General features: G+C 29.3%; 26 protein-coding genes and 1 pseudogene. All 27 read right to left on the bottom strand.

The window, feature by feature from the left end; all coding sequences use genetic code 11:
* Position 1 precedes the first annotated feature (1 nt).
* Positions 2-1,384: a V-type ATP synthase subunit B gene (locus ACQPVP_RS03500; RefSeq protein WP_430847272.1), complete on the bottom strand. Its 1,383-nt coding sequence runs from the start codon at positions 1,382-1,384 to the stop codon at positions 2-4.
* Positions 1,377-3,158 carry a V-type ATP synthase subunit A gene (locus ACQPVP_RS03495; RefSeq protein ID WP_430847270.1) on the bottom strand — a complete coding sequence of 594 codons (1,782 nt, stop codon included), beginning with the start codon at positions 3,156-3,158 and terminating at the stop codon, positions 1,377-1,379. Before ACQPVP_RS03495 ends, ACQPVP_RS03500 begins: the two co-directional genes overlap by 8 nt.
* Before the next feature lie 17 nt (positions 3,159-3,175).
* Positions 3,176-3,487 (bottom strand): V-type ATP synthase subunit F, encoded by a 312-nt coding sequence (locus ACQPVP_RS03490; protein ID WP_430839666.1) that lies wholly within the window; start codon positions 3,485-3,487, stop codon positions 3,176-3,178.
* Positions 3,480-4,481 (bottom strand): V-type ATP synthase subunit C, encoded by a 1,002-nt coding sequence (locus ACQPVP_RS03485; protein WP_430847268.1) that lies wholly within the window; start codon positions 4,479-4,481, stop codon positions 3,480-3,482. The genes ACQPVP_RS03490 and ACQPVP_RS03485 overlap by 8 nt, the downstream gene beginning before the upstream one ends.
* 12 nt (positions 4,482-4,493) lie before the next feature.
* The gene (locus tag ACQPVP_RS03480) at positions 4,494-5,084 is read right to left on the bottom strand and encodes a V-type ATP synthase subunit E (protein WP_430839664.1); all 591 of its coding nucleotides are present in this window, start codon (positions 5,082-5,084) and stop codon (positions 4,494-4,496) included.
* An 18-nt stretch (positions 5,085-5,102) separates the two neighbouring features.
* Positions 5,103-5,588 (bottom strand): V-type ATP synthase subunit K, encoded by a 486-nt coding sequence (locus ACQPVP_RS03475; protein ID WP_430839663.1) that lies wholly within the window; start codon positions 5,586-5,588, stop codon positions 5,103-5,105.
* 13 nt (positions 5,589-5,601) lie between these two features.
* Positions 5,602-7,557, bottom strand: a complete 1,956-nt coding sequence (locus ACQPVP_RS03470; RefSeq protein WP_430847266.1) for a V-type ATP synthase subunit I — start codon at positions 7,555-7,557, stop codon at positions 5,602-5,604.
* Entirely contained in the window at positions 7,544-7,870 is a 327-nt protein-coding gene (gene ahaH, locus ACQPVP_RS03465; RefSeq protein WP_430847264.1) for an ATP synthase archaeal subunit H, read from the bottom strand. The genes ACQPVP_RS03470 and ahaH overlap by 14 nt, the downstream gene beginning before the upstream one ends.
* 205 nt (positions 7,871-8,075) lie before the next feature.
* Positions 8,076-9,248: pseudogene (locus ACQPVP_RS03460) on the bottom strand (B12-binding domain-containing radical SAM protein); the annotation flags it as partial.
* 319 nt (positions 9,249-9,567) lie between these two features.
* A complete protein-coding gene (locus ACQPVP_RS03455) occupies positions 9,568-11,901 on the bottom strand; it encodes a hypothetical protein (protein ID WP_430847262.1) in 2,334 nt (777 codons plus the stop codon).
* Positions 11,898-12,149, bottom strand: a complete 252-nt coding sequence (locus tag ACQPVP_RS03450) for a hypothetical protein (RefSeq protein WP_430847260.1) — start codon at positions 12,147-12,149, stop codon at positions 11,898-11,900. Before ACQPVP_RS03450 ends, ACQPVP_RS03455 begins: the two co-directional genes overlap by 4 nt.
* Positions 12,150-12,158: 9 nt before the next feature.
* Positions 12,159-12,584: a hypothetical protein gene (locus ACQPVP_RS03445; RefSeq protein WP_430847258.1), complete on the bottom strand. Its 426-nt coding sequence runs from the start codon at positions 12,582-12,584 to the stop codon at positions 12,159-12,161.
* A gap of 292 nt (positions 12,585-12,876) precedes the next feature.
* Positions 12,877-13,167, bottom strand: a complete 291-nt coding sequence (locus ACQPVP_RS03440; RefSeq protein ID WP_430847256.1) for a hypothetical protein — start codon at positions 13,165-13,167, stop codon at positions 12,877-12,879.
* A 9-nt stretch (positions 13,168-13,176) separates the two neighbouring features.
* Positions 13,177-13,380 carry a hypothetical protein gene (locus ACQPVP_RS03435; RefSeq protein WP_430847254.1) on the bottom strand — a complete coding sequence of 68 codons (204 nt, stop codon included), beginning with the start codon at positions 13,378-13,380 and terminating at the stop codon, positions 13,177-13,179.
* Positions 13,368-14,237: a ParM/StbA family protein gene (locus ACQPVP_RS03430; RefSeq protein WP_430847252.1), complete on the bottom strand. Its 870-nt coding sequence runs from the start codon at positions 14,235-14,237 to the stop codon at positions 13,368-13,370. Before ACQPVP_RS03430 ends, ACQPVP_RS03435 begins: the two co-directional genes overlap by 13 nt.
* Positions 14,238-14,367: 130 nt before the next feature.
* Complete coding sequence (locus ACQPVP_RS03425) at positions 14,368-14,568, bottom strand: helix-turn-helix transcriptional regulator (RefSeq protein WP_430847250.1); 201 nt, start codon at positions 14,566-14,568, stop codon at positions 14,368-14,370.
* A gap of 202 nt (positions 14,569-14,770) precedes the next feature.
* Positions 14,771-15,139 carry a hypothetical protein gene (locus ACQPVP_RS03420; RefSeq protein WP_430847248.1) on the bottom strand — a complete coding sequence of 123 codons (369 nt, stop codon included), beginning with the start codon at positions 15,137-15,139 and terminating at the stop codon, positions 14,771-14,773.
* A gap of 159 nt (positions 15,140-15,298) precedes the next feature.
* The gene (locus ACQPVP_RS03415; protein ID WP_430847246.1) at positions 15,299-16,258 is read right to left on the bottom strand and encodes a LysM peptidoglycan-binding domain-containing protein; all 960 of its coding nucleotides are present in this window, start codon (positions 16,256-16,258) and stop codon (positions 15,299-15,301) included.
* Between the two features lie 52 nt (positions 16,259-16,310).
* A complete protein-coding gene (locus ACQPVP_RS03410) occupies positions 16,311-16,733 on the bottom strand; it encodes a phage holin family protein (RefSeq protein WP_430847244.1) in 423 nt (140 codons plus the stop codon).
* Between the two features lie 323 nt (positions 16,734-17,056).
* Positions 17,057-17,443 (bottom strand): hypothetical protein, encoded by a 387-nt coding sequence (locus ACQPVP_RS03405; protein WP_430847242.1) that lies wholly within the window; start codon positions 17,441-17,443, stop codon positions 17,057-17,059.
* A 103-nt stretch (positions 17,444-17,546) separates the two neighbouring features.
* Entirely contained in the window at positions 17,547-17,726 is a 180-nt protein-coding gene (locus ACQPVP_RS03400) for a hypothetical protein (protein ID WP_430847240.1), read from the bottom strand.
* A 93-nt stretch (positions 17,727-17,819) separates the two neighbouring features.
* A complete protein-coding gene (locus ACQPVP_RS03395; RefSeq protein ID WP_430847238.1) occupies positions 17,820-18,614 on the bottom strand; it encodes a hypothetical protein in 795 nt (264 codons plus the stop codon).
* A 1-nt stretch (position 18,615) separates the two neighbouring features.
* Positions 18,616-20,097: a BppU family phage baseplate upper protein gene (locus tag ACQPVP_RS03390; protein ID WP_430847236.1), complete on the bottom strand. Its 1,482-nt coding sequence runs from the start codon at positions 20,095-20,097 to the stop codon at positions 18,616-18,618.
* Positions 20,098-20,101: 4 nt separating this feature from the next.
* On the bottom strand, positions 20,102-20,431 hold the full coding sequence (locus tag ACQPVP_RS03385) for a hypothetical protein (RefSeq protein ID WP_430847234.1): 330 nt from the start codon (positions 20,429-20,431) through the stop codon (positions 20,102-20,104).
* Positions 20,432-20,440: 9 nt separating this feature from the next.
* Positions 20,441-22,720 (bottom strand): phage tail spike protein, encoded by a 2,280-nt coding sequence (locus ACQPVP_RS03380; protein ID WP_430847232.1) that lies wholly within the window; start codon positions 22,718-22,720, stop codon positions 20,441-20,443.
* Positions 22,720-23,406: a distal tail protein Dit gene (locus ACQPVP_RS03375; protein ID WP_430847230.1), complete on the bottom strand. Its 687-nt coding sequence runs from the start codon at positions 23,404-23,406 to the stop codon at positions 22,720-22,722. Before ACQPVP_RS03375 ends, ACQPVP_RS03380 begins: the two co-directional genes overlap by 1 nt.
* Positions 23,399-26,362 (bottom strand): phage tail tape measure protein, encoded by a 2,964-nt coding sequence (locus ACQPVP_RS03370; protein ID WP_430847228.1) that lies wholly within the window; start codon positions 26,360-26,362, stop codon positions 23,399-23,401. The genes ACQPVP_RS03375 and ACQPVP_RS03370 overlap by 8 nt, the downstream gene beginning before the upstream one ends.
* Position 26,363: the final 1 nt, after the last annotated feature.

Below are 26,363 nucleotides of genomic sequence, written 5' to 3'. Positions count from 1 at the left end.
GCTATTCTTCATCTCCCTTTGGCATATACTTTTCAAGATACTCATCTCTAATTCTCTTAAGTTCAGTTCTTGGAAGTATCTTTAAAAGCTTCCATCCTAATTCTAATGTTTCTTCTATGCTTCTATTTGCTGTAAATCCTTGTGATACATATTGTTCTTCAAAAGCTTCTGCAAACTTCGCATATTGCTTATCTATATCTGATAATGCTGATTCACCTAAAATAGCTGATAATTCTTTTGCTTGCTTACCTTGTGCATAAGCTGAGAATAATTGGTTCATAGTATCAGCATGGTCTTCTCTAGTCTTATTCTTTCCTATACCCTTATCTTTAAGTCTTGATAATGACGGAAGAACATCTATTGGAGGCATAATTCCCTTCTTATATAATTCTCTTGAAAGGATAATTTGACCCTCTGTAATATATCCAGTTAAGTCTGGAATAGGATGTGTCTTATCATCTTCTGGCATAGTTAATATAGGAATCTGTGTTATTGATCCTTCTCTACCTCTAAGTCTACCTGCTCTCTCATATAATGTTGAAAGGTCAGTATATAAATATCCTGGGTATCCTCTTCTACCTGGTACTTCTTTTCTAGCAGCTGATACTTCTCTTAACGCTTCTGCATAATTTGTTATATCTGTCATAATAACAAGTACATGCATTCCTTTTTCATAAGCCAAGAATTCAGCTGTAGTAAGAGCCATTCTAGGAGTTGCTATTCTTTCTATAGCTGGGTCTGATGCAAGATTCATAAATAATACTGAGTTATCTATAGCACCAGTTTTATTGAATTCATCAACGAAGAATTGAGATTCTTCGAATGTAATCCCAATAGCAGCAAATACAACTGCAAAGTTAGCATCAGAATTTAAAACTCTCGCTTGTCTTGCTATTTGTGCAGCTAATTGTGCATGAGGAAGTCCTGATCCTGAAAATACAGGTAATTTTTGTCCTCTAACTAGAGTATTAAGTCCATCTATAGCTGAAATACCCGTTTGAATAAATTCTGATGGATAATCTCTAGATACTGGATTTATAGCTTCTCCATTTATATCTAATCTCTTTTCAGCTATTATATTTGGCCCATTATCTATTGGGTGTCCCATACCATCAAAGATTCTTCCAAGCATATCTTCTGAAACCCCAAGTTCAAGTGGTCTTCCTAAAAATCTAGCCTTAGTTTCTTTTAAATTAATACCTGATGATCCTTCAAAAAGTTGGACCATAGCTCTAGTTCCATTAATTTCAAGAACTTTTCCTCTTCTCATTTCACCAGTTTGAAGTTCAACCTCAACTAGCTCATCATACTTAACACCTTCAACGCCTTCAACTACCATTAAAGGTCCTACGACTTCTGTTACAGTCTTATACTCCCTAAGCATCTAGAACACCTCCCTCTTCAGTTATTAGTGCATCTATAGCAGACTTTAATTCAATTGCAATCTCATCTATTTTTCTTATGCTATCTTCATGAATATATTTACTTCTTGCAATTTTATCTCTAATTTCACTTAATCCTAAAATTTTATTTAAATAAACTCCTGCCTTTAATGCCCTTTCTGCTTCTTTTCTAAATAGAAGTATTAACTTTAGCATCTTATATTGTTTATCTAATGATGCATATGTATCAACTTCATGAAAGGCATTTTGTTGAAGATAATCTTCTCTTATTGACTTAGAAATTTCTAACTTTAATCTATCATTTTCAGATAATGCATCTATACCAACAAGGCTTACTATTTCTTGAAGACCTGATTCTTCTTGTAGTAATGTCATAGCTTCTTGTCTTAAAGATGACCAATCTGATGCAACTTCTTCATTCATCCATGCATCTATTGTATCTGCATATAATGAATATGAATTTAACCAGTTAATTGATGGGAAATGTCTCTTATATGCTAATTGAGCATCTAATCCCCAGAAAACTTTAACTATTCTAAGAGTTGCTTGAGTAACAGGTTCTGAAAGGTCTCCTCCTGGAGGCGATACTGCTCCAATTGCTGTTACAGCTCCTTCTCTTCCATCTTTACCTAAACATATTACCTTGCCGGCTCTTTCATAATAATCAGCAAGTCTTGATCCAAGATACGCTGGATAACCTTCATCCCCTGGCATTTCTTCAAGTCTTCCTGACATTTCTCTTAAAGCTTCTGCCCATCTTGATGTTGAGTCAGCCATTATCGAAACTGAATATCCCATATCTCTAAAGTACTCTGCAATAGTTATTCCTGTATAAATACAAGCTTCTCTAGCTGCAACTGGCATATTTGAAGTGTTAGCAATAAGTACTGTTCTCTTCATTAAACTTTCACCAGTTTTTGGATCTTTAAGTTCTGGGAACTCGTTAAGAACATCTGTCATTTCATTTCCACGTTCTCCACATCCAACATAAACAACTATTTCAGTATCTCCCCATTTAGCTACTTGATGTTGAACAACTGTCTTTCCTGCACCGAATGGTCCTGGAACTGCAGCTGCACCACCTTTAGCTACTGGGAAAAATGTATCTATAACTCTTTGTCCTGTAGTCATAGGTGCTTCTGGTTTTAATTTTCTTGCATATGGTCTTCCTTTTCTTGCTGGCCATTTTTGCATTAAAGTTAATTCCTTATCACCTTTTTCAGTTTCTACTATACATACAGTATCAACTATAGTAAAATCGCCTTCTTTTATTTCTTTAATTTTACCTTTAACTCCATAAGGAACCATTATTTTATGAAGTACAACTGTAGTTTCTTGAACTGTTCCAATAACATCTCCAGTTTCTACTACATCTCCTACTTTTACTGTAGATACAAAACTCCAAAGTTTTTCTCTATTTAAAGATTTAACTGCTACACCCTTAGTTAAAAATGGTGAATTTGCTGCCTTAGCAAAGGCATCAAGTGGTCTTTGAATTCCATCAAACATAGATTCAATAAGACCTGGTCCTAATTCTATACTTAATGGCTCTCCAGTAGTTACTACTGGATCCCCTGGTCCAATTCCTGTAGTTTCTTCGTAAACTTGGATAGATGCCTTATCATTTCTCATTTCGATTATTTCACCAATAAGACCTTTTTCTCCAACCTTAACCATATCGAATATATTTGCTTCTTCCATCCCTTCTGCTACGACTAAGGGACCTGCAACCTTAATTATCTTTCCGGTCTTCAAATTACTAACCTACCTTCCTATAAAATATTAACACCAACAGCTTTTTCCACACTATCACTAATTCTCTTAAGTCCTATATTTAACGAGCCTTGATTACTTGGAATTAATATTACAGCTGGAAGTACTTGTTCATTATAACGTGCTATAGTTTCTTCTATATTTTGTGCTACTTGTTCAGTTACGAAAATTACTGCATAATTATTTCTTGCACAATTATCTACTGCTCTTCTTGCTTCATCAGCTTCAATTACTGGAAATACATCTATTCCTAAAGCTTTAAAAGCTAATACTGAATCCTTATCTCCAACAACGCCTATTTTCTTATGCATATATATCACGCAACCTTTCCCTTATTACTTCCTCAGCAATATTATTAAGCTTGCCAACCATTATAATTCTTATTACTTTTATTTCAGTTTCCTTAGCATAAATATAAGATAATATCTTTTCTGGTCCAAAAGTAACTAACTTAGAACTTTTCATTAATTCCATGATATAGTTATCACTTAATTTTTCTAAAAGACTTGCAGACTCAGTAGCAATGTATCCTTCAAAGCCTTCTTTAATTAAATCTGAATAAATAGTGCTTTGTAGTTTAGACATTATATTTTCTGGTGATTCATTCAATAATGCAACTAATTTACTACTATCTATTGCTCCACCATCTACTATCACTTCACTAGCAAACTCTTTTCCTTTGTTTTGCTTCTTAATTCTAAGTAGAGTTCTTATATTAGTAGAATCAATCATTGCTTTAACTAAGTTATCTGTAAACCTATAATCTAAAGATTTTTTAATTTCTACTAATTCTTTATACATATATTTATCCATAATAATATCTATCTTTTGAGGGTCCTTAGTTTCTTCAAAGACCTTCATAGCTTCTTGGATTCCTTTTCCTAGGATTCCATTTAAGCTTTTCAAACTATCTCCATCTATCTTACGCTTAATTTCTTGTAAATCTAAATTTCCTAGTTTTATAAGCATAGATGATAAATCCTTGCCTAGCACCTTTCCTTTTAAAAGAACCTTTGCATTATGATAGTCATATTTTAAGCTCATTATTTTAACAACTTCTTTAACAGGACTTATTTCATAAACTAAATCATAAACTCTTTTTAACTCTGCTGTTAATATTTTTTCATAATCTTCTGGTCTTTTTATATTAGATGAAACATTTGAATACTCCGTTTCATTCAAAATTCTAAGCACTTCACTAGCAGATGGAGCTTCAATCATTCTTTCAACTTTTGGTTTATCAAGAAGTCTAGTTTCTAAAACCCATATTCTTGATACTGCTTGGGTAAATTTCATTACATCCATCTCTTACCCTCCTTAATTGAATAACGCACTTGCTACTTCAAACTCCAATTCATCCTTTAATGAACTTACTAAAGCTTCATATGTGTTATTTATTTCTATGCCATTACTTTCAAGAATAAATCCACCTTTAAAATTTCCTATCTTAGGACTTAACTTTATATTTCCCTTATCTCCTAATGATTGATTTAAATCATATATAAAAGTAAGATCAACTAATTCCATTCCTTCTTTATTTAAAATAAGATTTTGTTCTCCTATATTACCTAAAGAAAGTATTGAATTTTTAATAAACCTTAAAAAATCATCTCCAGAAATAGATGCCAATACATCTATACTATTTTCAAATACTTCTTTAATAACTTCTTGTTTTGCAGATAACTTATTATTTCTAACCTTTAAAGAAGCAGAAGATAGTATTCTCTCTTTTCTGTTTTTAGCCTCAACCTCAGCCTTTTTTATAATTTCTTTTTCTAGTTCCTTGGCTTTAGCTATTTTTTTTGAAAGAATCTTATTCTTTTCTTCTTCTGCAGAAGCTAGAATATTATCCTTTCTATCTTCAGCATCCCTAAGGATTTTAGAAGTTAGATTATTTACATTTGCCATAGCCTATTCTCTCCAATCCTAGAATCCTTTATTTACTAACATAAATGAAATAACGAAACCTAATAATGCATATGTTTCAACCATAGCTGCTAATATTATACCCTTAGTATTATGTTCTTCATTTTTTGCTAATATTTGAATGCCTGCTGCTGCAACCTTACCTTGAGCTATACCTGACCAAAGTCCTGCAAAAGCTATTGGTAGACCAGCAGCTAATAAATATAATCCTTGCTCAAATGACATACCTGAAGTCATTTTACTAAATATTAAGAAACCTATAACGAAACCATATAAACCTTGTGTACCTGGTAATAATTGAAGAACTAATGCTTTACCGAATTTTTCTGGTTCTTCTGTAACTAAGCCTGTTGCTGCTTCACCAACTATACCAACACCTTTAGCTGAACCTATACCTGATAACCCAACTGCTAATGCTGCTCCTAATGCTGCAAATATTAATCCTCCATTGTTTTCTACAAAAAATTGAATCCATGTCATTTCCATTTTTTAATTCCTCCTAATTTCTTTTGATCTTTACATACTTTTCTGAACCCTTAAATGCTTTAAATGGTTTTCCACCACCATCATAAAATTTACCAAAATATTCTACATATTGAAGTCTTGCTGTATGAACATATGCTCCAAGTAAAGATAATCCTAAATTGAATATGTGAAATAATATAAATAATACTGGTCCTATTATTATTGCTGCCACTCCTGGTAGAGTATTTATTAATAGATTTAACGCACCAGCAATAGAACCACCAGCTAATCCTAAAGCCATAAGTCTTGTATAAGAAACTAAGTCTCCTACATATCCAGTTATACCATATAATGAGTATAACCCTTGCCCTGCCTTAGCTCCAAATGATTTTTCTGCTCTTCCTCCACCAATAACTACAAGTATCATTCCAATTATCATAGTTGCAATAAATATCTTACCTAAGAAATTTGGTAGGTCTAAGGCGTTAACTGCAACAATTCCACCAATTGATAATAAAGTTATTATCCAAGAACCTGCATCTAATAAAGCATCTTTACCTTTACCTATTTTCACTAAGCTATATACTTTTATAAATAATCCAAAGAATATTTGAATAACTCCTAGAGCTAATGATAAAGCAACTATTGTCATAACATCTTTATTAGTATCTATTAATTGAGTTGGTAGTATTACTAAATCACCAAAGAATGATCCGTAAATCAACCCAAAGAATATTGTTGGAAAACTTAAATAGAAGAAAAATTTAGTGAAATCCTTCATACTATCACTTAACTTTAAGAACTTTAAAGCTAAAAATGATCCTATTAATACTAATAAACCATATCCTGCATCCGCAACCATCATACCAAAGAATATTAGATAAAATGGTGTAAGAAGTGGTGTTGGATCTATTTCATTATATTTTGGATAACTATACATACTTGTAACGCTTTCAAATGCAGACACTAACTCTCCATTTTTTAATTTTATAGGTACCTCATCGATTTCATCTTTCTTTACATCTTCAAACTCCATATAATAATCATCATTCAGAAGATTATCACAAATTGTTTTAAGTTCATTACTATCATCATCTGCTATCCACCCTTGAATAGCACAAACATTCTTAGTCTTTAAGAAGTTTTTAGATACCTTATTTCTTTCAACCTTACTTGCAAAGTAATCATAAGCTAATTCTAATTTTCTTAAGTCTTCTTCAAAATTTGAAATTTCTTCTTTAACAAAAAACTTTTTAGATTTAGTTTCTTCTATTTGGTGTTTAAAGTCTAAAATTAATTTTAATGCTACATCCTTATGTTCAGTTTTAAAAGCGCTAAATCCTACACTTCTAAGAGTTTCAGAAATACTTTCATCATATTCCTTATTAGCTAAAATTAATATATTAATATCATTAGTTCCTCTTGATATTATTTCAATATACGCATTTGATAATTCCTGAATTAAAATATCTTCATATGACTTAGATATAGTCCCTAAATAATACGATGTATTCTTTAACGTCTTAAGTTCATCAAAAGATACATCCAAATTTTGCCAAGGCGTTAAAATATCTATTTCAGCTTGTAACTTTGTTACTTGTGAATCTAACTTAGCTAATTCCTCTTCTTTTTCCTTTGCCTTATCATAACTAGCTGTCCAGTTAGAGGACTTAACTTTTTCCTCTAATTCCTCTAAAGTTAAAGCTAATTTTTCTTCTTGTAGTGCTTTTAATCCAGACTTTGTTGGAACATATTTATTTAAGAACTCTACTCCAAATTTAGCTTTTGATAAGTCTTCTTCATATTTAGAGATTTCTAAATTAGCATCATCCTTATATAATTGCTTTAAATCTTCATATTTTTTAAGAAAATCATCATCTTGTAAGTTAATAAACTCAACACTAGATAATCCTTGAATTTTCTTTAAGATTTTTTGCTTCTTAGATTCAAAGGTAAGCAGAGTGAACTTCTTCATCTTAACTATTGCCATGAATCTTCACTATCCTCTCAACGATTAAATTAATAGCATTATTTTTTTTATCATCAGAAACATTTTTTATTTCTTGTACTTCCTTTTCACCTTTTTTTAATATAGGTGCTGCTTCAGAATTCCCTTCTTCTACTGCCTTTTTAAGTATTTCCTCTTTTCTTAAATCAGCTGATTTTAAAATTTCATTATATTCTTTTTCAGCTTCAATACTTGCATTCTTAATTATTTCCTTTGATTTAATTGTAGCTTCTTGAATTAAACTTTCAGCTTGATCTTCAGCTTTTTTAATGTCCTTTATTGCTTCTAATGCCAAAATCTCACCACCTTTATTATATTAATTAAAATTATAGTAATTAATGCTTTATATAGTATTAATTACTTCATATTATATTCTATTATACACAATTTACTGTTTTTTTCAATAGATTTATCTTTCCTTTAATTAAATCACTATTAAATTTTATAACTTATATTTGTTTTCTTAACACTTTCTTTATTTAATTTACACTTTATTAATATTATTCCAGTTCACTATTAATATGCTTTATATCACCCTTGTATCCAAATAAATAATAATCCTTTTCCTCAATTATTAATGAATTCTTAGTAAATTCATTAATATTTATATTAAAGGACTCTAAATAATACTCTCTAAATGAATACTTCTCTCTTAACCTTTCTTTTATTTTTTCTTCCTCCTCTTTATCTATATTTCTATTAATAAAATCAGGCATTCCTCTTTTCTTATTGAATCTTAAATAATCAAATTTTAAAATTTCTTTTAAAATAAAATTATCTTCTTTTAATATTTCCATATTAAAATCTAAAAATACTTTATAGTATTCATTATTTCCTATATTCCTATTAAAGTATCCCTTTTTCTCAAAGTAAGCTCCTAAGTCATAATAAAAATCAAATGGTGTTTCAAACTTATTTACTAAATATTTTATTATGTTACTAAACTTTTGAGAGTTATAATATTTATCAACCATTTCTTCAACTTTTTTTAACCTTAACAATTCATCATAACTTATATCATTAGTTTTCAAAATTTCGTATGGTGGATATGGAGAATACTTCATTCCATAATCCTCAGCTTCTTCTCTCATTGATGATCCTCTTAGTAACTTTAAAAACCCTAACTGTATTTCTTCAGGCTCTATGCTATACACATCATTAAATGATTTTTTAAAAGAATTATAATCTTCTCCAGGAAGTCCTGCTATAAGGTCAAGATGTTGTTTTATGTTTCTTATTTGAAGAAGTTCATCTACTTTTTCTTTTATGTCACTAAAATTTACAAATCTATTTATTCTATTTAAAACATCATCATTTGTAGTTTGAACTCCAACCTCGAATTGAAATCTATCCTTTGGAGCTTTTCTCAATAATTCAAGTTCTTCTGCCTTTAATATATCTGCAGATATTTCAAAATGAAATTGAGTATTAGTATCCTGATTAATTAAAAATTCCCATATAGCCATTGTAAACTTATGATTGCAGTTGAAAGTTCTATCTACAAATTTAACAAGTCTAACTTCTTTATCTATGAAATACTTTAATTCTCTCTTTACTCTTTCAACCTCAAGAAACCTAACTCCATGAACAGTTGATGATAGACAATACTTACAATTGAATGGACATCCATTTGATACAAAACTGATATAAAAATAGATGATACTATTTGTTAGTATCATCTGCAATATCTATTATTTTTATCATTATTTTTTCTAAAACATTTTCCCACTCTTCTTCATTTAACCCATCCAAGGCTTCGATTATCTTCTCCCTCATAAATGCCTCCTCATCTCTTTGTTGAAAGTAAACTATATAATAAATATCTATATTTATAATTTTATTATATCATCTATTTAAATATTTTTTATAATTTATTATCGACAAATCAAACATATATTCTATTTATTTATTTTTATTTTTTATGCTTTTTATAATTATGTTAAATATTATTTTAAATTATATGAAAAAATAGAGTAGGATTAAATTCCTACTCTATATTGGTTTAGGTAACTTAGTTATAAAACTAGAATAACCTTTACTATATTGAATTATATTTAAACTACTATACTCTTCCATTTCTTTTAGGTCCTCATATTCATAGGTTCCATCTAATTCGTCTTTAAAATACTCAAAATCTTCTTTTATAGATCCTTTTAATAACATAAAACTTGCACCGGCACCTTTAAGTGTATATATTGTATCCTTATCTAATTGGTCTAAATATTGACCACTTAGGACAAACTTCATACCAAACTTTCTAGTTTGAGTTAATATGCTTTCCATATACCTTTCAGCTGTTTTAGTTTGAGATATTTCATCAATGATAATATGGCTTCTTTTACTTCTATCAGATAATTCTCCTCTAAATTCACAAGCTAACCAGCACTTGGTAACTAAAAATGTAGTTATAACATTTTTAACATATCTCTTAAATTTACTTTGTGGCATTCTTATTAAAATAACTTTTCCTTCTTCCATAGCTGCAACAAAATCTAAATTCTTTTCTGGTATTTTATTAAACATCTTCTTTAGATAAAAATCTCTTTTTAATAAAGTTATTCTATCTAGTATCCCTTCTATTTTAGAATCTCTTGTGCCTATTTTTTCAGCCGGATTATCTTTAGTAGGTTTACTCCATTCATCTAGCTCTTCTAGTGTTTGTATCTCTTCTTGTAATTCATTCTTTAATTCAATAGCTATTGATTTTATTACCTCTTCTCTGTATTTAAAATCTTGTAGACACCTTATTACATCTCTAAATGTTGCGTGTTCATTCAGATAAACTATATCGGTGCAAGCACATAAATACCTTTCCATTTTAGGTGATAAAGGCTCTCCTGCTTCATTTATACTGTTAACAAGCTCTACTGTCAATTGAGTTTTTTTATTTGCTAATTGCTGCTTATCAAACCAAGTCATTTTACTAGAAAATTTTATTTCATTATATGACAATGACTGTAGTCCTTCTTCAGTTGAAAAATCTAATACAATTGAATTAGATATAACTTTTTCAATATCCTTACTAACTTCATTATTTCTTATGAAATCGATATGAATAACACTTTCTTTTCTAGTAGTCACAAACTTTACATAATTAGATATATATGTTGATTTACCTCCCCCTTGTCTTCCTAACAACATTAATGGAAGGTTTCCAATCTCTTTATGATCCTCTAAATAAACTTGTGCTATAGAACCTTTATTTTTATTATCACCTAGATATATATATCCTTGTTTTAATTGTTCAGGTACTCTAACTTCTTCAACTTTAATATGATTTATATTGAAATAATTTAATAAAGTTCGCCCTGGTATCTGAATGAAATTAGTTGCTTCTTCAGTACTTATTATATTTTTTTCTATGTTGAAATCATAATCATTAATATTAAATACTTTTTTTGTTTTTACTTTCTTGTATGTTAACTCATTATCTTCATCAAGTACCCTATAAGATTGACATACACTTAATGCATTATTATCTCTTCTGATTTTATCTTCTCCATCAGAAAGAACTGCAATTTGTGTATTTAATATAGTAGCTTCTTTTTTCTTTTTAGTTGCAGCACTTAATTCTCCTTCTTGCTTTATAATTCCTAAAACTTCTTTATATAAACTGTTTTTATCTTCTAAATCATCTCCACCTACAAAATCATTTACTACGTTTAGAATACTATCTACTATATTTAACAATAAATATATTCCATTCATAGCTACACTAGCTAGTGTTAATTTATTTTTATCTAAAGGCTTCATTTCCTTAATTTTATCCATGGTTTGATTATATTTATCGATCCATCCAAATTGCGTTGATGGTAGAAAATTATATATTATTGTTATTCTATCCTCTTCTTTCATAATATCAATAACATTTAAGATTGAATTTAGTGGTTCATTACTTTTTCTATCTACCTGTAAGCTCAATGCATCCTCTTTCTTATAGCTTAATTGATACATTTCCATATTATTAGTAAAGGGAGTTAATCCCCCTACTAATACCGATATAGTTGCTTTAGTCCATATTTCTTTTATTTTTTCAATTAATATATTTTTAAAAACACTTGGTACTAGAAAATAAAAGTTAGCATTACCTTGGTAGATATCAATTATATAACTTATTTTAAAGCTAGTTTCAAAAAACAATTTTTTCTGTTCAAATCTTACTTTCTTATTTATAGTTTTGTAAGTATATGCTATAGCTTTAGCGATATTAGATGAATTATAATTCCTAATTGATTTATGTGGTGTAATTTGAATATATACATAATTAGGTTTTATAAGTTGAAAATATTTGCTTAAGGGAATACTCTTTTCTTTGTTAAAAATCATATTAATACCCCTTTTATTGCTTGTAAAAAGAAATAAATCACTATGCTTAAAGTTACATACTTACCAGACTTTCTTAATCCACCAATATATAAAATAAGTGATACTATACACACTAATAAACAAATCCAATAGCTGTTATTAATTATTCCTATTCCTATCCATTTAACAAAATTTATTAATCCATTTTTTATTCCTTCTAAAATTCCTGTTACTATACTTGTCTTTAATCCTTCTATTAACTTCTCCATAATCTCCTCCTACGCAAATGCTTCTGCAATGAATCTAAATGTTGCTGGTAAAAAATAAAATGATGCAAAGATTATTAACCATTTAAATATAAGCGATAGTATTTCATTTTTCCCACCGCCTTTTTTAAATACAGCTATTAATATTTCTAAAATACAACCAATAACACATACCCAAAATCCTACTCTTTGTATAATACTTAAAAACTGTGTTCCTATAATATCCACTTTATTTAATGCATCTTCCGTAGAAGCTAAAACATTATTAGAGATATTAATGCAAGCTGTTGTAAAAATAAGCAACTTAGATATTCTTTTATCCTTCATTAGATCTCCTATAAATGAATCTTCTTTATTGATTTCTTTAATTTCCTTAATACTCAATTCCCCACGTTCATAAGCTAAGAATTGCGGAATGCTCATTGTTATTTCTTTCATATTTTTTATAAACCTCCTGATTATTTTTCTGTTTTTAGGTAATACTATAAATAATTAATTTATCGGAGGTGCATTATGATAACAGCATTTGTTTTAGGTTATCTTGCTTGTTTTGCAGTAGCTTGTGCAGTGGTTTATTTATAATCTACATAATATAGTGAAATTTTAATAATATTATAAATTTTAGTATACTTTTAATATATGCTCGCATAAACTGCTAGTACAGCGTACGCAGTAGCGACGCAGCAGTTACCTTAGCCTAAGTCTACCTTATTAGATTTAGGCTTATTTTTTATTGTTTTTCGATAAAGTAAATACATCCATCTGGTTTTATTTCATCTTCCTCGCATACAAATTTAACTCTTCTATTTAATTGAGTACCGCTTGGACATATTACCGTAGCTCTATTAATACCTAACTTTGTATTTTGAATACTAATTAATTTGCATGGCTGCCATCCTTCTATACAATCCACATATACTTTCCAGTCATATACAAATTGCTCGTATTCCATGATGTATCTTTTACAGTCCGTATCACTTTCAATATCAAATCCCATTTCCTCAAAACTTTTTAATTCCATAATACCCTCCTAAAAATCTCCTAAATCTATTAAATTATTTTCATTATTGATATTTTCTCTAACCTCTTTACTTTCATTAGTTTCATTCATTTCTTTTCTTAAAATATCCTTGATAAATCCAGATACATTAGAATGTTTATAGATCCAATCATAAAGTTTTTTATCTTCAGCAGTATTTTTAAAACTTAATCCTATTGGTTTTAATTTTGCCATAGCTTCTCACCTACCTTTTTAAATCCCTTTGCATTTGAATAAATAGGATCATCAGCTATAGTACAATTAGAATATCTATTCATAAAAGCTTTAATAAATAATTTAGCTCCTCCTCCAACTAATACTATCTTTTCAGTTCTTGCAGGAAATTTAAAATCTAAATCTTCCTTTATCTTCATAAAATTAGTTTTTAAGATATTTGTTATAAAACTAAGATTTACTGTTTCTGCATCAACTTTTAAAGTTCCTCTATCTATAACTCTATCTATATCTTTTAAACTTAAATCTAAGCTGTATTTAGAGTTTATAGTATCTGCTATAGATTTATATATATTAAGAGTTCCTACTGCTACTGTAGAGCTTTTTTGATGTTTCTTATCCGCTATATAGGCTATATCTGTAGTTCTTCCACCTATGTCTATTAGTATTACATCTTCACTTAAATTTAGATTGTAGTATGCTCCTATCCCTTCTGGATATACTTTAAAGTTATCTATCACTAAAGTTCTTTTCCTTCCATTTATCCTTATATTTTTAATTTTATTTTTATTGATAAGTTCCTCTAAAGATTTATGATTATCCTTATATTGATTTACAGGCAATCCACATACAACTGAATTAAAATCTTCCTCACTTGATAACGCTATCCCTGTATATAGAAGTGGTAAGAAGTTGTCTTTACTACTTTTATTAAGTTCAGTTTCAAAGTTCCCTTCTCCTATAATGAACTTACTACTATCCATTTCTAAAACTATTCCACTTCCTAATATATTTTCTTCTTTAGATACTAAAGCTTTTACATTTAATCCTGAGTTACTTTTTAGACTGTAGTTACCCACATCAATTCCTAATATCATATATCCTCCTAAGAAATTATTACTTTTTCTAAGTTCTTGATATATCTATATGTAATTTATTTTAAAAAAGTACCAATTATTTTTAAAAAGTAATAAATAATTGGTGTTTTTATATAAAAAAATATGATACCTATTCTAGATACCATATCTCTGTAACTTCTTTATTAAGTTTTCTAGCTATTTGATATGCTAAATTAAGATTAGGGTAAGACAATTCTTTTTCCCAGTTAGTGTATGTTTGTATTGGAATATCAATTTTTCGAGCAAATTCAGTTTTGCTATCAATCATAAATTCCTTTAATCGTATTTCCTTAAGTCTACATCTTAGCAACTTTACCACCCCTTACATGAATATATTAACATAATATGGTAATAATTAAAATGAGGTGATTACTATTAAAAAGAGTTTTATAAGATTAGATTTAAGTATTATATTAATGATAGTAAGCATAGTTTTAGCATCTGTATTTCCTTTATAATATAAAAAAGGCTAATAAGTAAGATTTTTCCTACCTATTAGTCTTAAAAATTAATTAATTAATTATTTTATGAATTAAACCTACACTGCAACTATACATTTCAGCTATTTCTTTAATTGTTTTTCCTTGAATACGGTACATCTTCATCATTTCTTTTTCTTGTTCTGAAAATCTTGATTTTCTTCCTGCTCCACGTTCGTTATGAGTAGTAACATTTCTATTTTCACATTTTAATTTCTGAATTTCATTTTTTAAATCTTGAATTTCCTTCTCTTGCTTTTCTATAATTTGACCTCTTTCAACTGCTTCTATAGCATAACTTCCTTCTTTATAATAAGCTGAATCTTGAATTTCTTTTTCTAACTTTTTTATAATTTCCAATAACTTTTTATTTTCCTCTCTTAATTTATTAATCTCACTCATTAAAAACCCTCTTTTCAATAATTAATTTATGAATTTATTATACATTAATTCATTTCAATTTTCAAGTATTAATTTATGAAATTCAGCAATTAATTTTTGAAAATTAATATAAAATAAAAAAGGCTAGTAAATAAGATTCCTTACCTACTAGCCTTAAAATTATCTTATTCTTAAATTTTGTCCTGCATATATTAGATTAGGATTACTTAATCCATTTAATTTAGCTATAGCTTGCCATGTAGTACCATACTTAGCAGCAATATTAGAAAGATTATCTCCCGCTTTTACTGTATAGTTAATGGATGTATCTACTGCTCCTGAAAGCTTTAATACTTGTCCTGCATAAATTAAATTAGCATTAGCAATATTATTTAATCTACATATCTCTGAAACTGTAGTGTTAAATCTACTTGCTATAGAGGATAAGTTATCTCCTGCAACTACTGTATAAGTTTCTACTGTAGGTTCTTGTGGCTTAACATTAACTGTTCCTGCTCCATATCCATTCTTCCCCTTTTGCTTTATAAGAGTTGGATAATCTACTAACATATAGTTTTGGTCAACGGTTTGCCCACAAATTTGTGTACTTCTAATTAGATTAGTTTCTCCACCAAATTGCCACATTCCACATTGACCATTGTATGTTAATTCTGTATTCCACTGTGCAACCCACATAGCTGTATTATTCTTTATATCATCTTCTAAATAATTTTCTATAAATGATTTTGAAGAATAAACTCCTACAAAATATCCTTTACTTTCTAAATACTTTACGAATGTTCTAGTTAATGCTGATACTTGACTTCTTGATAATGCTTTCTGTACTTTATCCTCAACATCAAAGTAAATAGGTAATTCAAATTGCTTTCCACTTATAATAGATTCAACGAATTTTGCTTCTGCTAAAGCTTCTGCCTCGTTAGTAGCATATGAATAATGATATGCTCCTACTGGTAATCCTACATTTTTCGCCTTGTTATAATTACTTTCAAAATTAGGGTCTTTACTTTCTGCATAACCACTTCTGATTATAGTAAATTCAACCCCTTCAGATTTAGCCTGGGTAAAATTAAAATCTCCTTGCCATTGGCTTACATCTATTCCAAATACTTTACTCATTTTTATATTCCTTCTTTCATTAATTATTTTTTATAAATTAAAAGAAGCAAGATTACTCCTGCTCCTTAATTTCCTTCTTTTCTCCATCTTTTAATTGTGCTAATGCATCTTTAAGCTTATCTGGTATAGGTAAACCTAAAGCTCCACAATTCTCTATAAGGCTTAACCCTTCATTTGCAATATAGAAATAACATACTAAGGTACGAAAGACCCAATTTCCTGTATTCATTAATCTATCTAGTGCTACAGCTATAATTAAGACTATAAAAATAACTGCTTTTCTAGCAATTCCCTTTAATCCTACATCTGATGAAAGTTCTTTATTTACATATCCTCTTATTATTCCTGTGCAGTAGTCTAGTACTATAAAAAGCACTAATATTCCTATAGCAGTATCCCATGTACCGAATAACCATGTAAGCCATGTTCCTATAGCTGCTACTCCATATTTAATATAATTTAATACATTCTCCATTTTCTTTACCTTCTTTCATTTAAATTTTTATATAAAAAAGAGACTAGATTCCTCTAATCTCTAATTGACAAAATACTTGTCCTTAACTTATTATCTTTATTGGAGTTAACTATTTTACCAGGTAGATTATGTGCATACTGCTTTTCTACCTGGTATTATTTTTTATTTAATTTAATGCGTAATAATTATCCTAAGTATAAAGTGTACACAATCACCTATTTACAAGACTTTGCACTTGTTTACAGTTACTATTACGCATTAAAAAAGACACTATAAAGTGCCTTTTTTTTTAGTTTTTTTATCATTAAAACTCTTTTTCCTCTTCACTTATTAATCTCTAAGTAATCTATCAAGCTCAATCTTAATATTGCCCAATAATCATAAGTTATTAAAAGCTCTTCTTTAACATTAACCCCTGCAAATTGAAGAAATTGTAGTAGCCTAGCATAACTTAATACAAAGTTTTTAAAAGTTCTTAGTAAAACTTCCTTTCTTTTTTCAGTATATTCATCAAGAGTTTTAGGATAATCACTTATAAACTCCAACTGACTGTGATAAAATTCGTATAATATGTCAATGTATTTCCCTCTATAACTATCTTGAAGAAAACCTTCATAACCTTTAAAAAAGTTAATACTAGCATCTAAATTCTTTTCTAGGTGTTCAATAGAACTTAATAAAGAATCATAATTAAACTTTATATTATTCATTTGTATCTTAAATCTCCTTAATATATTATTACTATTTTTAGTATAATTATATTAAAGAAAATCTCAAGCTAAATAAATTAATAAAATCATCAATAAAAGGGTACTATAAAGCACCCTTCTTTTTAGCTTTTTTGAACTCCTCAAACTCCTTTTCTTCTTCAATAAATTCTCTCATTTTAGCCTGAAGAAATGGAGAAATTGAAATTCCTTTTCTTTCAGCATACTTATAGAACTCATCATAGAGCTCTGGTTCAACTGTAACATTTACTCTTCTTACTGCCATATAACCACCCCTTAATGCGATTATATAACAATTTTTTCTATTAGTCATTTTAATACACATTAGTGTGTGTTAGTGCGTAATAGTTATCAAATATTAAATAGTAAAAGCATAATCTAATTTAATTCTATAAAATCTATCTACCGCAACTCCACTAACTACAACTATATTTCCATTACTCGCAAGAATTTTAAATACCGCAAAGTTTGTAGCATCGGGTGTAAAATCAGCTCTATTTATTCCTTGTGCAACAAAAGTTTGGTCTACTTTAGGTTTTATACTTACTGTTCCGATTACTGTATCTGCTACTATTCCACTTGAAGTCCTAGTGCAAGTATAATAATCAATGTCGACTTTATTAAAAAAAGTTCTATATATACGTTGCCTAGATGATGTTATTTCCCAATTAGTTCCTACTGTAACTGTTGGAGAGTCAACCATTGGTTTTGGAAGAATTCCAGTTGTTTCAACATATGCTTTAGGTATATCAACATGGTCAAGATTATTAAGCCATGCTCTATGTCCACACCAACGATAACCGAAAACTATAGAATCATTAGAATTTCCTCCCGCACCATATACTCTAATGCGATTATTAGTAGAGTCAACGACAACTCTTACGTAAGGTCCACCTTCTATCCACGGGGTTAAGTCATTGAATACTACTTTAGGTGTTAAGTCTGAATCTGAAGATACCCCAGCATATAAAGAAAAGTCTTTTATCTTTATCTCATTCCCATTCATTCTTGCAACCCAAAAATGCACACGCCCTCTAACTCCATTAAATTTATATGTGCCACTATTAAGTACAGTTTCAAAAAGTGGAGTGTAATATAATGAATAATTTGTATTTCTAGCGCCACATTCTCCTGAAATATTTTGTCCAATCATCTTAAACTACCCCCATTTCTTTTCTTAAAATTTTTATAGGTTCTTCACGTAAGGGATTAGTGTAATAGAGCCCCACACTATCAAAATCCTCATTTCTGAATACCTCAAAAAAACCATTCAGAAATATAGCTGTTGGCATACCTTTTTCATCTGGAGTCCCTGTGGAACTATAAATAGCTGGTGCGAGTAAATCTTCCCAATAATGAGAACATCCAATCTCTGTTATTAGCACCTTTTTATTTGGATACTTTCTTTTTTTTCGTTGCACTTCTTCTAAAGGTGTGTCCCCAATATGATTCGCCAATCCCAGCCAACCATATATTCCATCTTCCCAAGTTGTATTTTGTTTTTTCCAACTTATAGAGGGGTAATAATGTGGCATCCAACCATCTATATAATCCGTATAGAAATCATCAACATCTGGAACGCCACTAAATCCAGTTTTCCTATTAGCTCCTTTGACTGCGACTAGGGTATTCTTTATTATCTCGTAATTACTTTCAACATTTATCACTGTCCAATGTTCATTATAAATCGTAAGCCATTCCACTTCTAGTTCGGAATTAGCAAATTCCATCGTTAAATTATGATATGCAGTAGCGTAGTCGGAAAACTTCAATCTTCCAGCAGATTCCTGTTCTTTAATGAAAGTATCTTGCATTTTAATAATATATAAATTTAAACCGAATTGTTTTGCAACAGCAACCATCTCTCTAACTTTTCCTAATGTAGGATAGGTCTTCCATTCTAGCTGATTTGCAGTTATTTTACCTGCAATGAAATCATCCCTATTAGCCTTGAGTGGTTGAATTTGAACTGATAAAGCTATATCAGTAATACCAGCCTTTACAAATGATTGACAATCAATTGCCCAACTTTCTTGAGTACCATAAGTATCTTGACTTCTACTACCACCTTGTGATAAATAAGCATATACCTTTGGTTTAAATGGTCTATTATTGGCAACGTTATTTGTTATATCTGCCAATTGCGTATTAACTTTATTGAAATCTTCTTTACTTGCTGCACCTGCATTTTCTACTATTGTTTGTGTTTCTTGATTAATTTTCTTTATCTCAATTGCTGCATCTTGTACTTTCTCGAGTGCTGTAATTGAATCTGAACTCTCTATAGCTCCTCTAATTACACTTCCAACTACTTCTAGATAAAAAGAAAAAGTAGTATTTTGCTTACTACTTTCTACGAGGACTACTTCTATTTTTGTTGTACCTGGAACTCTAGAAAAATCTTTTACTAAGTTAGCATTTATTTTATTCTCTTCTTTAACTATATCTGTGTTTTGAATAACATATGTGTTATCTGCTTTTAAAGCTTGTATAGTTATTTCTTTATTAACAAGATCTAAAGGCTCTCCATTTTCAAATATATTAGCTTCTAAAGTTAAATCATCATTTTGCTTACATTTAGCAACTATGTAATTTTCTTTAGAAGTATCTAAGTTAACTACTATTTTACTTGCCATCTAATCACCTCACATTCAATAATTCTTCTAATTTTTCTAATCTAGTTTTAACATCTTCATTTTCTTTTTTTAATTCTTCATTTTCTTTTTTTAACTGCTCTATATCAGCATTTTTTTCTTTTACTATTACCTCATCCTTGGCTGGTAATCCTTCTACAACTTCAAAAATTTCATTTTCTTTATTATATTTAAGATTATAAGCATTTATTTTATCTTCCTTGTCTAGATAAGCGTAACAATTTGAAAAATAATCATCTGATAATTCATCTTTTGTTTCTACTTTCAAAATTTGCTCTACCATGTCTGTTTTTTTATTTATAAATATTTTTTGCATTTTATCACCTTACCTCGTTTTCCAACTTGCCCAAGCACCATTAACCCAAGCTCTTTGATACATATTGTTAGCAAAATCAAAAGCTATTTGGACAAAATCAGATTCTCCCCACTTAAAATGTAAAACAACTCCATAATTTGAAGGAGCCCCCTGAGAGCCAATACTATAAGCATACCAACCAGAATCATAATAAATATTCAAATTAGAAATTCTTTTCGCGGTCGCTTCTATAGAACCGCACCACCCCTCATGGAAATACCTTCCCAAAGCATTACCAGTATATATATCCTTAACATATTTTATTGTATTTCCATACATGCTTAAAGGTTTATATATGAATACTTGATTTCCTTCTGAGTTAGGAGTTTCAGTTATCTCTATCGTTGTAACTCTTTCTGCCCCTGCTTTATAGCCTAACAAAACTCCATTATCTCCAAATAATGCTAAAAGACCACCAACAGTATTATAAATTTCGTGCCAATAATTTTTATCAGTAGTGTTAGATTCTATCCAAAAAGTTTTATTACCTTTTAGTAACACTTTATCTAAAAATTGTATTCCTTTAAAATTTTTCATTAGTTCATTTTCTACTTTCGAAATTCTTAAAGACGCTTGAAACTCAGCCGCAGTATTAAAATTTTCATTTTCCGTAAACCCTAAATCTATATAATCACCATCACGAGTATTTGCGATAGATAGTCCATTTATATTTTTATTACTATCGAACCTTGAACTCCTTATTCCTGCAACAGTTTCTCCATCAGTAACAAAAGATAATCCACCTCTATTAATTTCTATACCATAGCCATTTAAAACATTTATTATTTTACCTATCATTTGCAAATTAGTTCCGTCATAAGCAAAGTTTCCGTTTGCAAAGTCGAATGTACCATTATCAAGATTAAGCCAAGAAACGCCATTCATACTCATTAATATACCCGCAATAATACAATCCGCCATAAATCCTTGACCAGTTCCAAATGTTCTAAAGTCCCATTCTTGAGTTCCTGGTTTAAAACTGCTTGCTATTTCAAATCCCATAGTTCCTAAAACCATGCATCCGAATGTTGGACTATTTTCTAATCTATCCTCATATAGTACTGCCCTTATATGTTGTGGTTGAGCAATATCTCTAAGTGCCTTAAATTGAGTTTGGATAGCATTAATAACACCTTGTATTTCTCCTGCATTTACAGTACCATTGCTATTAGTTATTTTATTTACAGTTGCTTGTATATCAACTTGCTTATTAAAGAAATTCTCTACTTCATTGCCTAATTCTATAGATATATATTCTCCTGTTATTAAATCTTCTTCAAAGTCTACAACCCTTGCTTTAACATCTATATCTAAATGTTTAATATAACAAGTTACTGTATCTCCTTTATTTACATTTACAAGCATTTTAAAATTCTTATATTCTGTAGTATTAGCTAGATTTATCATATCAATTTTATAATTTATTGTAGGCTTATCTATTCCATTTTCATAAATCAAATTGCATTGTCTAATTAATTCAGCTCTAGCTTCTTCTATAGTATCAAAACCTTCTTCATCATCAGCATTTTCTTTAACTTTAACATCAGAAAATTCTATAACTCTCATTTTAGGCTTAGTGTACTTAGCAATTAAAGAACTATCTACCCATGGAGTGTTACCTTCTAACATAATCCCATCATACCCAACTGGAATTATTCTAGTTGCTACTTCTTCTATATTTATATCTTCTTCTATTTCATTTAAGTTATATCCAAATTCTACTCTAACACCATTATCGCTACCGATTCTATCATTAATATAAACATCAAAGTTTTCGCAGTAGAACTCTCCACCCCAACGATTTATAAAAGAATTTTCATCATCTCCTAAAAGAGCTTCTACAATATTCTTTCTTATATAATAAGAAGTGCTTAGAGTAGTTAAATTACTATGTCCTGTAAATGGTGTGTCTGCTAGAATTATATTTAAAGCTTCTTGTCCTAGTTTATTACTAGGTCTAACATCTAATAAGACTTTATCTATTAAGTCATAAAATAAAGGCCTTGCATAAGCTGTTACACTATACAAAGACCTAACTACATTATATATTCTATAGAATATTTTCTTTTCATTTTTCTCTACTGCAATTACATTTTCATATTCAATGTATTTCCATCTGCCTTCTTCATCTAAGAAATGTTCTAGAGTTACCTCTTTCTCACTATCCTTATATGTACAAGAAGTAGGATCTAGTGTTATATCGCCATTCTTATCATAATTGGTATTGCTTTTTAAATATATTTCTATCATTATAAACACCTCCAATTAGGTAAGATATAAATCTTAAAACCTTGTGTCCAACTAAATGTATTTTCACCTTCTAATAAATACATATCTTTCCATCTACCTTCTAAGGCTACATTATTAACTATTCCCTCTCTATAACATAATCCTTTATCTGTATCTATTATTAATTCTTGCCCTACGTTAGCTTTTATAGTTTTATTATTTATTGTTAATGTTAAATATCCTTCTCCTACAATACGATACACTGGTCTAGAAACTAGATAATTATTGTATAGAAGTGTTACTAATTCCCTTTCATTTTCATCTACGTAAATATAAGGCTCACAAGTAAATGTAGCTGTAAACCTACCTATCTTTTTTATTACTCTTTCAGGAGTATCTATAGTTACTTTATTAACTTTATAATATACTTCTAGATCATCAGAAAACTTTAATTTATTACTTCCTTTACCTAGTAACCAACTCTTTATATTTCTAAAATCTTTATCCCATGTATTTTTAGACATAAAATTAAAAGATACAGTTATATCTATATCTCCATATCCCTTTTCTCTATATAAAGTTTTACCTCCTGGTACTTTTACTTCTTCATATTCCATTTCAGGAGAAGGCTTAGAAGGCCTAGCTGTTACTAAAAGATTTACATCTAAATTGGTTTTATTATTATAAACTATAAAATATTTACCCAAGTGCTAGACCTCCTTTGCTTTTTCTATAGTTATTAGTTCCCTTACTTATTTTCTTAATTACTTTCTTACTAGTCTTTTCGCTTATAACTTCACCATCTAATTCAGTTACATTAGTAATATATATAACAATATCTTTATCTGAACTACTATCAACTATTCCTTTTATATTTCTATACATTTCATTAAGTGGTACTACAGCTTCTGCATTAGATCCTTGTCCATTGAAGGCATCCCCTACACCTATTCCATTTAATATTGTTGGTGTCTTAAATATACCACCATTATAATACCAATCAACTGATACCCTAGGAATTGAAGGTGGCGATAAGCTAAATTTTCCTGTTATGCTGAAATGAGGTAACTTAAACATTGATGTAATATTACTCCATATCGATGTTATACTGCTAACAACTCTTTGAAATGGTGATATTATACCATTCCATGCATTCTTAATACCATTTACAACTCCACTCCATACTAAGGATATTGTATTAGTTATATTTTGCCAAACGAATTGAATGGTATTACTTACACTTTGAAATATACTTTTCCATCCTTCCCAAGTAGATCTAAAAGTATTAATAACTATATTCCATATATTCTTAATTATATTACAAGCACTTTCCCATATAAAACGAATAGCATTAACTATTATCTCAAATGCAGTCTTCCATGCTTCTATTTGAAGCTTAAAATATTCTATTGCCATATCCCAAATTAATTTAAATGCTGCAACAAATCCTTCCCATATGCTTTTGAAAAAATTTATCGTTGTATTCCAAGCAACCTTTAAAGCTTCAAAAAGTTCTAAACATAAATTTCTAAACCACTCGCATTTATTCCAAAGAATAACTATAGCAGCAACAAGTGAAGCTATTGCAATTATTATAAGCGTTATTGGATTCAAATTCATTACAAAGTTTAATGCTGCTTGTGCTATGGCCATTGCATTAGTTGCTATAGTACTTGCAACTGTTGCAACTTTATGAGCAATAAATTTAGCTGCACTTATACTAGCTTGAACAGCACTTTTGGCAAACTCTAATGTTGCTTTCCCTAAATTTAAAGCTAAATTTCCTACTGCTTTTGCTCCATTCACTGCTGAGGTAACCATATTTTTCCCTATAGTAGTTGCAAAATTTCCTACAGCCTTTACACCATTTAATGAATTGCTACTAATATTTTTAATTACATCAATAGCCTTACCACCAAATTCTTTCATATCCTTATACCCATTTATTATATTACTTATTCCTTTAGAAAATGAGCCTAATACTATAAGTGTTGGTCCAATTGCTGCTACTATACCCGAAATAGTTAATATGTTTTTTCTTCCTTCATCGCTTAATCCACTTAAAAAATTTGTTACAGTTTTTAATACATTCTTAAGTTCTGGTAATGCAACTTTTGCTAAATTTAATAGCTCCTGTCCAAATGGCAATAATTCAGATTTAGCTTCTCTCAAAATAGATGAAAATTGTTTTCCAAATGAATTATTAACTTCTTCTCCTGCTTTTTCTGTTGCTCCTGTAATATCTGTTAATCCCCCATTTATATTATTCATTGCTAAAATAGCATCTTTTGAAGAATCTTCCCACATTGTTCCAAAAAGATTGACTCCAGCCAAATCTTGTTCTATAGGATCTTGTATGTTTTTTAATCCTTCTATAGTTTGATTTAACGCTTCCTTAGCTGTATCTCCACCTGCTGCAAATTTTCTAGCCATTTCATCAGCATTTAAACCTATTAATTCAAACCCTTCTATAGTTGTATTACTTCCATCTATTGCTCTTATTGATAATTCCTTTAATGAATCAGCCATTTTATCAGCATTATATCCACCAGCATCTAATCCAGCTTTTATATAACTTAGTGCATCTTGTCCATCAAGACCTAATTTTTTAAATTGTGGTGAATATTCATATAATACATCTAATAAATCTCCTCCACTATTAAGTCCATTCTGAAAACCTTTAGTAATCAAATCTAATCCTTGATCTAAATCATCTATTATTCCATTTTTAAGCATATTGTTTAAAGTTTTTGTAATCTCATCTGTTTCTGCTCCAAATAATGTCTTTATAGTAGAAATCTGTTCTAATAAGTTTTCTTTTTGCTCATTAGTTAAATTTGATGTTTCTTTTATATTTTGTTGTAATAAAACTACATCATTTACACAATCCTCTAAACTTTCTCCAAAACCATTATTATATAAACTCTTAGCTACATCCTTAAGCTTTTCAGTTTCTTCAGATGTTAAGCCTAGTCTTCCAGATAAAGTGCTCAAATCATTTTCTGTATCAAATGCCATTTTACCTAAAGCAGTACCTGTAGCAACTATTCCAGTACTAACTACACTCATCTTTTTACCTACATCTGTTGCTGAATCTCCAACCTTCTTGAAATTTTCTGATAGCTTATCTATTTTACTATTGTTAATTTCTTTATTTATATCTTCTAGTGCCTTTTTATTTTGAATTATAGCTTTTTCAGTATTATTCATTTTTGATGTGGTATCAACTAGCTTGTTATTATTATTTTGAATTGCTTTTTCATTTCTGGCATACTCTTCTTGTAATGCTTGTAATTCCGATTTAAGCTTTTTACTCTCTTCGCTATTCTTTCCAGTTTGCTCAACTGATTCCTTATATTTTTTATTTGCATCTTCAATTTTACTAGTCAATTCACTTTGCTTAGATTTCTGTTTATCAATTTCATTATTTATTCCTGTTATTCTATCTTTATATATCTGAATAATTTGAGTTTGAGCCTGAATTTTAGCTGTAAGTTCTTTTTGAACTGAACTTAACTTTTCTTGTGTTGTACCAAATGCCTTAGCCTTTTCAGTTGCTAGTCCACATTCAGAACTAACTAACTTTAACTGTTGTGTAACCTCTTTCATTTGCTTTTGAAACTCACTACTTGAAGCACCAATCTTTATACTTGCTCCTGACATA

Origin of the sequence: Clostridium nigeriense, assembly GCF_050585265.1 — a bacterium.
In the GTDB taxonomy this organism is placed as follows: Bacteria; Bacillota; Clostridia; order Clostridiales; family Clostridiaceae; genus Clostridium; species Clostridium nigeriense_B.
This window is presented reverse-complemented; position numbering and strand designations above follow the sequence as displayed.